Source organism: Chitinophaga sp., from assembly GCF_036566945.1.
In the GTDB taxonomy this organism is placed as follows: domain Bacteria; phylum Bacteroidota; class Bacteroidia; order Chitinophagales; family Chitinophagaceae; genus Chitinophaga.
Genome location: NZ_DATCVJ010000740.1, coordinates 1 through 12,899 on the forward strand (window position 1 = coordinate 1; position 12,899 = coordinate 12,899).

Annotated in this window: 7 protein-coding genes; 4 read left to right on the forward strand and 3 right to left on the reverse strand. The window is 47.6% G+C overall.

Annotated features, from left to right (window positions below; genetic code table 11):
- Positions 1–6 precede the first annotated feature (6 nt).
- Together VIP81_RS22225 and VIP81_RS22230 are read right to left on the reverse strand one after the other, a co-directional pair.
- A complete protein-coding gene (locus VIP81_RS22225) occupies positions 7–2,616 on the reverse strand; it encodes a M1 family metallopeptidase (protein WP_331966539.1) in 2,610 nt (869 codons plus the stop codon).
- Between the two features lie 152 nt (positions 2,617–2,768).
- The gene (locus tag VIP81_RS22230; RefSeq protein WP_331966542.1) at positions 2,769–3,344 is read right to left on the reverse strand and encodes an HdeD family acid-resistance protein; all 576 of its coding nucleotides are present in this window, start codon (positions 3,342–3,344) and stop codon (positions 2,769–2,771) included.
- Positions 3,345–3,512: 168 nt separating this feature from the next.
- Here VIP81_RS22230 and VIP81_RS22235 point away from each other — a divergent pair, with 168 nt between their 5' ends.
- Complete coding sequence (locus VIP81_RS22235; protein WP_331966545.1) at positions 3,513–4,424, forward strand: acyl-CoA desaturase; 912 nt, start codon at positions 3,513–3,515, stop codon at positions 4,422–4,424.
- 93 nt (positions 4,425–4,517) lie between these two features.
- The gene (gene mgrA / locus VIP81_RS22240; RefSeq protein WP_331966548.1) at positions 4,518–5,510 is read left to right on the forward strand and encodes an L-glyceraldehyde 3-phosphate reductase; all 993 of its coding nucleotides are present in this window, start codon (positions 4,518–4,520) and stop codon (positions 5,508–5,510) included.
- Positions 5,511–5,628: 118 nt separating this feature from the next.
- Here the strand turns inward: mgrA and VIP81_RS22245 are convergent, their stop codons facing one another.
- On the reverse strand, positions 5,629–6,699 hold the full coding sequence (locus VIP81_RS22245; RefSeq protein WP_331966551.1) for an NADH:flavin oxidoreductase/NADH oxidase: 1,071 nt from the start codon (positions 6,697–6,699) through the stop codon (positions 5,629–5,631).
- Positions 6,700–6,830: 131 nt separating this feature from the next.
- On the opposite strand from VIP81_RS22245, the gene VIP81_RS22250 reads away from it, so the two are divergent.
- Both VIP81_RS22250 and VIP81_RS22255 read left to right on the forward strand, forming a co-directional pair.
- Positions 6,831–11,714, forward strand: coding sequence for a PKD domain-containing protein (locus VIP81_RS22250; protein WP_331966553.1), 4,884 nt, complete (start codon positions 6,831–6,833; stop codon positions 11,712–11,714).
- Positions 11,715–11,935: 221 nt separating this feature from the next.
- A partial coding sequence (locus tag VIP81_RS22255; protein ID WP_331966556.1) for a hypothetical protein occupies positions 11,936–12,899 on the forward strand: 964 nt, incomplete at its 3' end.

Here is a 12,899-nt window from a genome sequence, read left to right on the forward strand (position 1 = left end):
TACGCTCTATTTAAAAATATCGTCACCTAATCCACTATTCACGGTCACTGTTTTCACTGTCATATCGGTACTATACCCGGCAATACTGGTAGTGATCTTAAACGGAAACATGATCCCGTTCACTTCGTGGTAATCTCCGTAGTCAGTCACGGATTCCGTGTTACCGCCTTCTTGTCCGGCGAGTGATACCCCACGTACTTTGAAGCCGGTTTTGACATCAAAATAATAGCGGAGTAAAGCACCGTTGGAAGTAGCTACGCTGACAACATAAGTAGGTACGCCGTTCACATCTTCCTGCAATGGACCGATTTCCAGCTTGGCATTATTTTCCGGTGCTGCAAAATACAATTCCGGGAATAGCTGGTATTTATCTTTCAGCGCTGCTTTGTCGGCCGGACTAAGCGGCATTTCCTTTCCGCTCTGCGACATAGAAACATTGTTTCCGTTGATCAGCAGTTTTATAACGGTCAGATTAGCCACGGGAACAAATACCGTGTTCAGCACTTTGTCCGGTTGTTTCACTTTCATGGCGTATTCCACCTCGGTACCGCTTACATTGCCGGTTTCCAGCAATGTAAGGTCCTTTACAGCTTTCAGTTTGTCGGCACCTCCTACGGCGTTGATATATTTATTTAATATAGCCGTTGCCGTAGTACCGGCGGGTATTGGCTGACCGGCATCTGCTCTCCAGCTGTTGTTAGCCGGGTTGATATCAGGATAATTCCCGGCAGGGTCGATTACCACACTGCTTAACTTCACAGTAGACGGATAGAGGAAAGTCCAGGTAGCACCGCGTTGCCATACTTCTACCGGCAGGCGTACGGTATCTGTTTTACCATTCACATCTTTGATGGCTATCGTTACCGGCATGGGTAATTGTTCCAGGTTCTGCAACGTAATCATGGCGCCTTGTGCGGGATCACTTTTTACATATTGCACACCCTTTACTGCCTGGTCCAGTTTCCAGGTATTGAGGAACCAGCCACGCCAGAACCACGCCAGGTCTTCGCCGGAAGCATTTTCCATGCTACGGAAAAAATCCCAGGGGGTTGGATGTTTAAATGCCCAGCGTTTAATGTATTCACGGAAGGCATAATCAAAGCGCTCAGGTCCGAGAATTTCATTGCGGAGCAGACTCAAACCCAGTCCTGGTTTGTAATAGGCGGCTACGCCCAGGTAGTTCATATCGAGTACATCCGGGGTAGTTACAATAGGTTCTGCCCTGGAAGAGAACAACATGGGCGCTATTCTTTGTATCTGCTGCGGGGTACTGTATTCTCCTTTATTGAATGCTTTGGTAGAGATCCCGTTGATAAAGGTATTAAAGCCTTCATCCATCCAGGCATATTTACGTTCGTTGGAGCCTACAATCATGGGGAACCAGTTGTGGCCGAATTCATGATCGGTAACGCCCCACAGGCCGCCTCTGCTGGATTTCCAGGAGCAGAAAACGATACCCGGGTATTCCATTCCTCCTACCGTACCGGCCACGTTGGTGGCTACCGGATAAGTATATACGTACCATTGATTGGAATAGTGTTCAATACAGCCTTTTACATATTCGGTGGATCTGCCCCAGGCATTGCTGCCGGCTACTTCCAGCGGATAGAGTGACATGGCCAGGGATTTTTTACCACCGGGTAAATTAATGCGGGCGGCATCCCAGATGAAGGCGCCGGAGGCTCCCCAGGCTACGTCACGGGAGTTCTGACATACGAAATGCCAGGTACGGTTGCCTTTGGCCGTGCCGGTATTAATTTCTGTGCTATCACGGATAAACACCCGTTGATCACTGTTGCGGGCTTTAGCGAGACGGCTGATTTCTTTGGGTGATAATACCTGCGCTTCATTTACCAGCTGACCGGAACCGCTGATAACCATATTGGCGGGGGCAGTGATGCTGTAATCGAAGTTGCCGTATTCGAGATAAAACTCTGATGCGCCCATGTATGGAATATTATTCCATCCGAGTACATCATCATATACGGCCATGCGGGGATACCATTGTGCAATTTCGTATATCCATCCGTTGGCGGAGCGCAAACGGGCGGTACGATCGGTACCATATTCCGGAATGGAATAGGCGTATTCGATCTTAATCTGCACAGAACTCCCTGTTTTCATGGCTTCTGCCAGTTTAATCTGCATACGGGTATCGTTCACCAGGTAGTTGGCGGCGATGGTTTTACCGTTGCTGATGATGCTGACTGTTTTCAGTTCAAAGCCCTTCGTATAATTTTTGTTGGCAAAACGTTCGCCGGAAACAGCTACTGTGGCGGAACCACGGGAGTCTTCCCGGTAAATGTTCTGGTCCAGCTGCAGCCATAAAAAGGGCAGCTGATCGGGGCTGTTGTTTTTGTAAGTGATTACTACTGCGCCGCTAATGCGGTGCTGTAAAGTATCCAGGGTTACATCCAACTTATAGTCGGCAGCATTCTGCCAATACTTTGGGCCTGGCTGTCCGCCGGCACTGCGGAATTCATTACCAGGGGCGGGATAAAACAAGGGAGCAAAAGCCTCGTGTTGGTCATACTTAGACGTTGTTTGGGCCACTCCCTGCTGCATCCCGGCGCATAATAACAAGGACGCGATAGCATAGATTTTGTTGCGTTTCATCGAAAGAGATTAGATTTTGATAGTCCCAATATATTAAAAAAAAGCAGAAAGCAGAAGGCAGAAAGCAAAAAGCTATTGAAGCGATTGACCAGAACGGAGGATGTCCCTTTAGGTCAATCGCTTCAATAGCTTTTTGCTTTCTGCTTTATGCTTTACGCTCTCCCCAGCAGTTCTTTCTTTACATGCCTCAAACGGAAGGAGAAAATGATGCTGAGTATGCCGGTTGCCCAGAAGGCAGCGGCCATCAGTCCCAGTATTGCCGCTACGCCAAGGGCCGGATTATCCAGGATCACGATAGAGATAATAATCAGGAGAATACCACCTAACAGCAGCCATCCCCAGTTAGGAATTTTGTCTGTTTGCAGCTGAATGGAAAAACCTATCAGGCTGATACCTTTAAACATAAACCAGAAGGCCAGGAACAAGGGGATCACCGCCATACTAACGGAGGGATAGCTGATCAGGATGACGCCAATCACCACATCCACAATCCCGGAGACAAGGGACCAGCCCCACCCTACATGTTGTTTACGGTTGCTGAGGGCGAAAGCTATTTCAAAGATCCCTGTCACAAATAAAGTGACGGCGAAAAAGATGCTCAGCAGAATATAGCTGCTGAACGGATTGGAGAAAACAACAAAGCCTGCCAGGAGAAATATGATCCCATTGAGCAAATAGAGCCACCAAAACTTCACATTATTACGAATAGCCGAGATGATTTGTGACATAATAATTACTTTAATATTAATAAAGGATAGTACTACGTCCTCCTCTAACACATCCTGTCATAAAAAGTTCGGTAGAATATAGCCACGGAAAAACCGGGGAAAGCACTTAACTTTGCCCAACTGATTTAAATCATAAATTAAACAACCGACGGAAATTATCTTTGTGGAATGAATAAGGCGATCAAGCAAGACAGAAAACCACCAAACTGGTGGCACCAGGCAGACTTCATGGGCATACACGCGGTGCCTTTATTAGCATTTTTTACCGGTACTACGGCATTTGACTGGATCTTATGTGGTGTATTGTACGTGATTCGCATGTTTTTTGTGACGGCGGGCTACCATCGTTACTTCTCTCATCGTGCATTTAAAACTTCAAGATTCTTCCAGTTTATTCTGGCTGGAGGTGCGCAGAGCAGCTTACAGAAGGGCGCTTTATGGTGGTCAGCTAATCACCGTATCCATCACAAGCACAGTGATACACCTGAAGATCCTCACTCTGCAAATGTGTACGGATTCTGGTATGCACATATTGGCTGGATCATGGGACCAGAGTACAAACCAACCCGTTTCGACCTGATCAAAGATCACAAAGCCAAGGAATTATTATGGCTGAACAGATGGCATTGGGTACCTGCTGTGGTATTAATCGTAGCGGTATATTTTATCGGTAACAAAGTGAATGGCGCTGGCTGGTTCGACTGGACTGCAGGTTTGTCCACTGTACTGATCGGGTTCTTTATGAGCACCGTGCTGTTGTACCATGGTACTTTTACCATTAACTCCCTGATGCACAAAATTGGTAATAAAAGATATTATACGGGAGATGAATCCCGCAACAGTGCTATCCTGGCACTCGTTACTTTGGGAGAAGGCTGGCATAACAACCACCACTATTATCAAAGTGCGGCCAGACAGGGTTTCTACTGGTGGGAATTCGATATTACCTACTATGTTATCAAAACGTTAGGTGCATTGGGTATTGTATGGGAAATCCGTCCTATACCCAAAAAGCTGAGAGAAAGTAATAAGCTGACGCAGCTGGCATCACAACGCGTTCCGATCGAAGAAACACACTAATTACCATAAAAAATAGTATACAAAAGGGAAATGTACCATAGGGGTATGTTTCCCTTTTATTTTTTATCTTGTCTCCCTAAAATTTAAAATTCCATGCAATACTCACCTGCAGCCGACAGATACGATAGTATGACCTATAACCGTTGCGGTAAGAGTGGCCTCAGGCTACCAGCCGTTTCGTTGGGATTATGGCACAACTTCGGCTCTATTGATAATTTTGAGAATGGCCGGAGCATTATCCGGAATGCATTCGATAAAGGCATTACCCATTTTGACCTGGCCAACAATTACGGTCCGGTACCGGGTAGTGCGGAAGAAACTTTTGGCCGGGTACTCAAACAGGATTTCACCGGTCACCTGCGCGACGAACTGATTATTTCCACCAAAGCTGGTTATACCATGTGGCCTGGCCCTTATGGCGATTGGGGTTCCCGTAAATACCTTATATCCAGTCTTGATCAGAGCTTACGCCGCATGCAACTGGATTACGTGGATATCTTCTATTCTCACCGTCCGGACCCGGCTACGCCTATTGAAGAAACGATGGGCGCGCTGCATAGCATTGTTCAACAGGGAAAAGCCTTGTATGTAGGGCTTTCCAATTATACAGCAGAACAAACCGCCGTAGCTGTTTCCATCTTAAAATCACTGGGTACTCCCTGCCTTATTCATCAGCCTAAATACAGCATGTTTGAACGCTGGGTGGAGCATGGACTGCTGGATGTACTGGAAGCCAATGGCGTGGGTTGTATTCCCTTTTCTCCGCTGGCTCAGGGCTTGCTGACAGACCGCTACCTGAAAGGTATTCCGGAAGGCTCCCGCGCCAGCAAACCTACCGGTTTCCTGCAGGAAGATGATGTGACACCGGAAAAAATTGAGAAAGTGAAAAAGCTGCATGCGTTAGCACAGCAACGCGGACAATCGCTGGCCCAGATGGCGCTGGCGTGGATACTGAAAGATAAGCGTATTACCACGGTATTAATTGGCGCCAGCTCTGTTGCACAACTGGATAACAACCTGGATACCCTGCGCAATACTACTTTTACAAAAGAAGAACTGGATGCCATTGAGGCGATTCTGAAATAATTACGAATTACGAATTACGAATTACGGAGTTGTGGGTAGACAATAGCGGAGTATTCGCGTAGGTCTACCCACAACTCCGTAATTCGTAATTCGTAATTCGTAATTCATAATTCATAATCTACCTCCGCATCTTTGCCCGCTCGTATTGTATAGGCCATTTGATGTCAGCCTTCAGTTCATGTGCGGCATGTAAAGGGAAGTAGGGATTTCTCAATAGTTCACGGGCCATCAGCACCATGTCTGCACGCCCCTCTGCGATGATGGACTCTGCTTCTTCAGCGGTGGTGATCATGCCTACCGCGCCAGTAGCAATACCGGCTTCCTTGCGGATTTTTTCTGCAAAGGGTGTCTGATACAGTGGTCCCACTTTGATTTGCTGATGTGCCGCCAGTCCGCCGGAAGAGCAATCAATCAGGTCTACCCCTTTCCCTTTGAGGATAGTGGCCAGCTGCACGGATTCGGCTGAGTTCCAGCCTCCTTCGGCCCAGTCGGTGGTGGAGATCCGGACCAGCAGCGGGTATTGCTCCGGCCATACAGAACGTACCGCTTCTACCACTTCCACCAGCAGGCGAATCCTGTTTTCAAATGCACCACCATATTCGTCTGTCCGATGATTACTGAGTGGAGATAAAAAGTTGTGTAGCAGGTATCCATGGGCCCCATGCAGTTCCACCACCTGAAATCCTGCCTGCAGCGCACGAACTGCCGCGGCCCGGAAATCGCTGATTACTTTGCGTATACCCGTTTCCGTGAGCGCTTCCGGTAACGGATATACGTCATTGAACGGGATGGCGCTGGGCGCTACCACGGGCCAGCCACCTTCTGCTGCCGGCAGCGCACCGTTGCCTTCCCAGGGCCGCAGGGTACTGGCTTTCCGGCCAGCATGCGCCAGTTGTATACCTGGTATGGCGCCCTGTGCGGCCACAAAAGCAGTGATTCGCTGCAACATGGCAATATGTTCTTCTTTCCAGATGCCCAGGTCATGAATGGAAATACGGCCCTCCGGCGACACGGCTGCCGCCTCTGTGAGTACCAGTCCCGCGCCGCCTACGGCCCTGCTACCCAGGTGTACCAGGTGCCAGTCATTGGCAAATCCATCCTGTGAAGAATATTCACACATCGGTGATACCGCAATACGATTCCGGAATACAATTTCCCTCAATGAAAAAGGGCTGAACAAATGTGACATAATCCGTTGCTTTTAAGTCCTTTAAAATTAAGCATTAATCGTATAGCGAGAGCATAATATTCCAGTGATGGTCTGCTTCGGAAAAATAGGAAGGAAATGCTTAATTTTAGCGTCTTATACCTATTCACACGATGTACCTGTTCCCTGCCAAGCGCAACATTGTTTGCTCCCTGATGCTCTACCTGTTAGTCAGTTTTTTCAATATTCACAGTGCTCAGGCACAGCAAAAAGCAGATTTTTCGGCTTCAGTGGTGAGTGATTGCGAATCCGTGAGTACTACGTTTACCGACTTATCTACCGGCAGCCCGGCTTCCTGGCAATGGGATTTCGGTAACGGTAATACCAGTACGAAAAAGAATCCTGCAGCTACTTATGTAAAGACAGGCAACTATACGGTTACCCTGAAAGTAACCTATGCAGATGGCAGTACAAAGACCGAAACCAAGGTGGACTACATACATGTAAGATCTAAACCAATCGTAGATTTCAGTGTATCTTCCGCCAAAGGCTGTGTATCGTTTACGCCCACCTTTACCGATAAATCCAAGCCCGGAGATGGCACCCTGCAAAGCTACAGCTGGGATTTTGGTGATGGTGGCGCGGCGGAAAATGCAGGTAGTTCTATCAGTCATACCTACACCGTACCAGGGATATATAGTGTACTCCTCACCGTTACTAACAGCTACGGGTGTACGAATTTCAAAGTCCTGGACAAAGCAGTGGATGTGGTAGCAGCGATCAATGCTGATTTTAATGTAACAGAAAAAGTGCTCTGTAAAGCACCTGTTGATGCGTTGTTTTCGAATACCTCCTCGGGGCCCGGTACACTGGCGTATAAATGGGAGTTTGATGATGGCGGTACCAGCACGGCGAAAGATCCCGGCAAACATACGTTTGCGACCAAAGGCACACATAGTATAAAACTCACCGTTAGCAATGAACGGGGTTGCACTGCCACCAAAACTGTGAACGATATCAATGTGGGCAATTATGCCACTACCCTGACGGTACCTTCGTTAGTTTGTACTAACCAGGGCGCCACTTTCCAGGCAACCTTTTCTCCTGTACAACCGCAAAGCACCAACTGGGAAGTGAACGGGCAGCCCACCTGGGCGGATTGGAATAATATTGCTACTTACTATCCCAGTGTTGCCGGGCCCGTAAAAGTAAAAGTAACGGCCATGTATGGTAATTGTCAGGATGTAGTAGAAAAAACGGTAGATGCCAAACAAACGCCCACTGCCACTATCGTCACCGACAATAAACCGATTTGCGCCATCCCTGCTACGGTTAACTTCACCGGCAATACCACCGGCGCCGTTTCCTGGGCCTGGGATTTCAAAGATGGACAAAATTCCACCCTGCAGAGTCCCACACATGTCTACAACCGGGAAGGCTTTTTCGATATCAGCCTGCGGGCAACGAGTAAAGACGGCTGCACGGCTGGCACCAATACTTATTTAAGCATCAACAAAACAACCATATACGCCAGTGCCAACAGCTACAACGGTTGTGAAGGATTCTCCGCCAGCTTCTATGCCAGTAGCAGCAGCAGTGATCAGATAAAAACCTATCTGTGGAATTTCGGCGATGGCAGTACTTCCCCAGATCCGGCACCCACACACACTTTTCCCAAAGCCGGCTTTTATACCGTATCCCTGCAATACTCTACCGTGAACGGCTGTACGGGAACTGTCAGTGTACCTTCCCGCATGGAAGTGTATAAAAAACCAACACCGGAGTTCAGCTCCCCCAATGCACCCGAAGTATGTGGTAATTCACAAACTACCTTCCTGGACAAATCTGACGTTGGTACCGATTGGTACTGGTCTTTCGGAGATGGTAGCTGGGGATGGGGCAAAACCATTACCCATAGTTATTCAGAGCCTGGTTACTATGATATTACCTTAACCGTTACCAATGGTACCTGTCCGAATACGATAACCAAAAAAGCATATATCAAAACAGTGACGCCTTTTCCGCGCTTTACCGTTAACCCGGTAAATTGTGATCAGCGTACCACCGTTAGCGTTACCGAGAATTCTCTCGGTGCCAACAGCTGGAAATGGAGCTGGGGAGACGGAACAGATACATCTTATACTATTCACAGTGATATTGTCACGCATACTTATGCCAAATCCGGTACTTATACCATACAGCTGACTACTTCTGATGGTCATTGTACTACGTACCTGAGTTCCCAGGTACCCATTATAGCTCCATCTCCCGTAACAATTACGGCAGACAAAACCAATTTATGCAGTAATGAAACGCTGACCGGAAAAGTAACAGCTGAAGATGCGAGTATACATAGCTCATGGCCTTATTACTGGCAAATGGATGGAGTAGATACCTGGTGGAACAACTACTACAACAGCATTTCCTTTCCGAATCTTCCACCGGGGAAGCATACCCTGAGTTTAAAGGTACAGGACAGACTCGGTTGTTTTAACAGCAGCAACAATGTTGACATTACGGTACGCGGGCCGGTGGCGGATTACAACCTGCCTTCACAAATCCAATGTAAGGGAGCAGAGCTTACGTTTACCGACAATACCGATGTGACCAATAGCGCCGGCATCAAAAAATGGACCTGGAACTTTGGTGATAATTCGGCTATTCAAACCTATACCAACGGTCCCTTTAAACATACTTATGCGGTGGCGGGTAACTACACCCCTTCTGTTACCGTCACGGACAACGATGGTTGTGTGAATACTTTCAGCGGCAAGTATTTACAGGTGAATGGACCTGTAGCCGATTTCAATGCAGATGCTTATGTGGTGATGCCGGGCGGCTATGTGAATTTCTATAATGCTTCTTATGATATAGGTGGCAATATTACGGAGCTTAAATGGGATCTGGGTGATGGTAATACGTCTACCGATCCATATTACGTAAACCACCTGTATCCTGACAAAGGCGTATTTCCGGTAACACTGCAGATTAAAGATGATAACGGCTGTACGGATGAAAAAACCAGGAATATCAAAGTATCTGCAGTGGGTGCAGGATTCACGTATACCGGTACTTTTGTAAACGGCAGTAACTGTGCGCCGATGATTTTCCGTTTTAATAATACTTCTATTAACTACAATACCTGTTCCTGGGACTTTGGTGACGGGGGTACTTCTGATCAGGCGTTCCCGGTGCACACCTATACCGTTGCCGGCCACTATAAAGTAACCCTGAAAGTAACCGGTATTGCTGATACAGAAGATGAATATACCGAAATAGTGGTGGTAAAGGGGCCGTATGCCACCATTACTACCAGTGCCGAAGGCGGATGCCTGGAAAAGGAAATATCCTTCACGGTAAAGCCTGAAAATGCTACTTCTTTCAGCTGGGATTTTACCGACGGAGACGTGGAGCAAACAGATAAACTGGAAATCACGCATCGCTTTACCGAGCCGGGGATTTATAAGCCGCAACTGTTACTGAAAGATGATGCCGGATGTAAAGGCAATGCTTTCCTGGATCATCCCATTGTGATAGATCAGCTGGATATTAAGCTACATCCTAACCCGGCAAAAATATGCGGGGAAGGTACACTGACTTTTGCGCCGGTATTCAACAGCTATTCTGTGGAGGAACTGAATATACCACCGGTCTTTACCTGGACTTATGATGCTGCGCTGACACCGCAAAATATTAATACCACTACGCCTGAATTTTTCCTGGATAAAGTGGGGGGCTATAAATTTGGTCTTACCGCTACCACCAAATATGGCTGCGAACAAACCGTGGAAGAATCCTATAACGTATATCCTCAACCGTTAGCTGCGATCACCGGCCCGGATGAAGTATGCAAAGATGCCCCTATTAGCTTTGGCGGCAGTGTTACCAGGACAACAGACGTAACCTGGGACTGGGAATTCGGGAATACCAACACCAGTAAGGTACAGCAACCGGCGGCACAGACGTATGCGCAGACCGGCAATGCTACCGTAACGCTGACCGTTACCAGCGCGGATGGTTGCGTTGACAAAACCACCCATCCGGTGAATGTGTTAGCGCTGCCGGATATTAAAGCCAGTTCACCTGCTGAATTTATTTGTTTGAATAACAGCGTCGTGCTGCACGCCGGTGGTGGAAGCGTGTATGAATGGACGCCGGCTACCGGGCTGGATAATCCGGTTAGTCCTGATCCCAAAGCCGCTCCCACTGTGACGACTACCTATCACGTAAAAGTAACGGATCTTAAAGGCTGTATAAATACAGACGAGGTGAAAATACGGGTGGTGCAGCCTTTTACGATACATGCTACACCGGATACTATTCTGTGTTTGGGAGATAAGCTGCCATTACGGGCATGGGGAACGGATTATTATACATGGCAGGGATTGGGGATCGACAAGCCCTCCTCTTCTACACCTGTTGCCACCATCAACCGTACCGGCCAGTATTCGTATGAAGTAACCGGTTATGATAAAGATAATTGTTTCTCGGACCAGACTTCACTCACCGTGCGGGTAAATCCAACACCAGTAGTGAATGCCGGCATAGACCGGCAAACGATGGCGGGTATACCGGTGTTTCTGGCGAGCAACAACAGCAATGACGTAATCCGCTGGAGCTGGACCCCTCCTGAATACCTGGATTGCGCCAGCTGTCAGCGGGTACAGGCTCTCCCTAATCTTAGTACCCTTTACAAAGTAGCAGTAGAAAATGTGTATGGTTGTAAAGCAGCTGATGAAGTGATGGTGCATGTACTTTGCCAGCAGAGCGCCATCTTTATGCCGAATGCATTTACGCCTAATCATGATGGCCGGAATGAACGGATTTATCCTAAAGGAAAAGGCGTAAAAGAAATTGAATGGCTGCGGATTTATGACCGTTGGGGCACGCTGGTATTTGAGCGGACGCACTTCCAGATCAATGTACCTTCCGCAGGCTGGGATGGCCGCACCAATAACAGGGAAGCACCTTTGGGCACCTATATCTATTCCATGCAAACGGTATGTGAGAGCGGAGAAAAATTTGAGTTCAAGGGAAATATTACGTTGATAAAATAAACAACCACCGTAGAAGAGGCTGCGCCCAAAGTAAAATTTTACTTTGGGCGCAGCCTTTTTATAAATAGTGAAGGAAGATGACCGTTTTTTTGATAACGGAAGATTTTTTGTAAATTACTGTTAAGTAGACAGGCTTTCCCCTACCCGATACCAGCTATACATCTGTACTTATAATCAAGATCGTCGCCCCAAAATCTGTTCATCTTCGCAATCAAACATTTATGAGAAAAATATGCATGGCCATCATTACTGCATTTTTGTTCTTTTCCTGTAACCACACCAGGTCTGATAAAAACAAGGCCGCCGATAGTGTGCCCCGGTCCATCGGATGTTATGTTCCGCGTACCACTGATAAGGACTGGTACACGTCCGGTAAAAAGGCGCCTTTATTTAAAGGGCTGGAAGGCATTGACTTTAAAATTTCCACTACTGTTAAAGCAGCACAAACTTACTTTAATCAGGGGATGATGCTGGCTTATGGTTTCAATCATGCCGAAGCTGCCCGATCATTTTTTGAAGCCACCAAGCTCGATTCTAGCTGTGCCATGGCCTACTGGGGCTTTGCGTATGTGTTAGGACCGAATTATAATGCTGCTATGGAAGATGATAATCTTCAACGTGCTTACGAAGCGGTGAGTAAAGCGACGGCGCTTTCCGGTAACTGCACGCCAAAAGAAAAAGCATTGATCAATGCCATGACCAAACGCTATACGCCGCAGCCGAACGCTGACCGCAGCGGGCTGGATAAAGCATATGCCGCCGCCATGAAAACGGTCTATGATCAATATCCTTCCGATCCGGATATCGGCGCATTGTATGCAGAGGCGATGATGGATTTACATCCCTGGGATCTTTATGATAAAGCCACCAAGACGCCCAAGGCGTGGACGCCGGCGTTAATGAAAGTACTGGAACACCTCATGCAGCAGCATCCCGATCATCCTGGTGCGCATCACTTTTATATACATGCGCTGGAAGCCTCTGCTACTCCCGAAAAGGCGTTAGCCAGTGCGAAATTGCTGGAAACGCTGGTACCGGGTGCCGGTCACCTGTTGCATATGCCATCACATATTTATATCAATACGGGAGATTATCACCAGGGCTCTCTTTCCAACATCCACTCGGTGGAAGTAGATAGTATTTATACTACGACTTGTCATGCCCAGGGTGCTTACCCTTTAGGCT

Coding starts and splice junctions, on each gene's coding strand:
- VIP81_RS22225 (WP_331966539.1), bottom strand. CDS start 2,616: ATGAAACGCAACAAAATCTATGCTATCGCGTCCTTGTTATTATGCGCC.
- VIP81_RS22230 (WP_331966542.1), bottom strand. CDS start 3,344: ATGTCACAAATCATCTCGGCTATTCGTAATAATGTGAAGTTTTGGTGG.
- VIP81_RS22235 (WP_331966545.1), top strand. CDS start 3,513: ATGAATAAGGCGATCAAGCAAGACAGAAAACCACCAAACTGGTGGCAC.
- mgrA (WP_331966548.1), top strand. CDS start 4,518: ATGCAATACTCACCTGCAGCCGACAGATACGATAGTATGACCTATAAC.
- VIP81_RS22245 (WP_331966551.1), bottom strand. CDS start 6,699: ATGTCACATTTGTTCAGCCCTTTTTCATTGAGGGAAATTGTATTCCGG.
- VIP81_RS22250 (WP_331966553.1), top strand. CDS start 6,831: ATGTACCTGTTCCCTGCCAAGCGCAACATTGTTTGCTCCCTGATGCTC.